The organism is Massilia sp. TSP1-1-2, from assembly GCF_049896185.1.
Lineage (GTDB): Bacteria > Pseudomonadota > Gammaproteobacteria > Burkholderiales > Burkholderiaceae_D > Telluria_A.
Genome location: NZ_JAFCTU010000102.1, coordinates 1 through 1255 on the forward strand (window position 1 = coordinate 1; position 1255 = coordinate 1255).

1 protein-coding gene is annotated in these 1255 nt (G+C 56.7%); it reads left to right on the plus strand.

The features are described from left to right. Nucleotides 1-1088, plus strand: a 1088-nt coding sequence (locus ACP7BV_RS27030) for a glycosyltransferase (protein WP_426107984.1), incomplete at its 5' end; no start/stop codon positions are given. Nucleotides 1089-1255: the final 167 nt, after the last annotated feature.

Below are 1255 nucleotides of genomic sequence, written 5' to 3' on the forward strand. Positions count from 1 at the left end.
ACAAGCCGCAGCGCCCACCGACACCCGGCGTGCATCATTACTTGAGCGAAACCGAGGCGGGCGTGCTCGCTGCGCAGAACGTCGCGCGCGTGGCACTGGAGTTAGCGGAAACGGGCTTCGTGCCCGATGTCATGCTCGCTCACAATGGTTGGGGCGAGCCGTGGTACTTGAAAGACGTGTTTCCGGATACGCCGCTGATTGGCTACTTCGAGTTCTTTTATCGTCGACATGGCGCCGACGTCGACTTTGAACCAGGCCCACCGCTGATCTTCGATGTCGGTCCCCGCATCCGCACCAAAAACATTGGCAATTTGCTGGCGCTGGACGCGGTGGACTTTGGCCAATGCCCGACCAAATGGCAAAAATCGCTGTATCCGCAGGAATACCAGTCAAAGCTGCACATCGTGCATGAGGGAATCGACACGCAGATCGTGGCGCCGGACCCCAGCGCGCGTTACCCAGTTCCCGGCACCGATATTGAACTGACGGTCGATGACGAGGTAGTAACCTATGTCGCGCGCAATCTCGAACCGTATCGCGGCTTTCCAAGTTTCATGCGCAGTTTGCCGGCCGTGTTGGCGCAGCGGCCCAATGCGCGCGTGCTGGTGGTGGGCGGCGACGAGACCAGTTACGGCCCCCCCGCCGCCAATAACGAGAGCTTCCGCACCCAAATGCTGGCCGAACTTGGTTCTGCACTGGACTTAACGCGCGTACATTTTTTGGGCAAAGTACCCTATTCCTCGTTCGTCAAGATCTTGCAGATTTCAAGCGTGCACGTGTACCTGACCTATCCGTTCGTGCTGTCCTGGTCGATGCTCGAAGCAATGTCTGCCGCTTGCGTGGTCGTCGGTTCGCGCACCAAACCGGTGGAAGAAGTCTTGCGCGATGGCGAGAACGGCTTGCTGGTGGAGTTGTTTTCGCCAGACGAGATTGCGCAGCGCGTCGTCGATGTGCTGACCCATCCAAAGAAGTATGAGTCTGTCAGGGCGAACGCCCGGCAGACGATTGTCGACAATTACGACCTGCGCACCATTTGCCTGCCGGCGCAGTTACGGTTGATAAATATGGTCGCGCGCAAAATGTTGTAAACAAAAGCACGAGCAAGGCGGCGGGCTTAAGATCAGGCAAGCGGCCTGACCGCACCCGTCAACTTTCAAGAGGATATCTATGCCCAAGCTACCTAGCCTGAATTTTGCATAAAAAAGGGCAAGAATGCCGTAAGTGATTGATAAAATGTGAGTTATCTGGAAACACA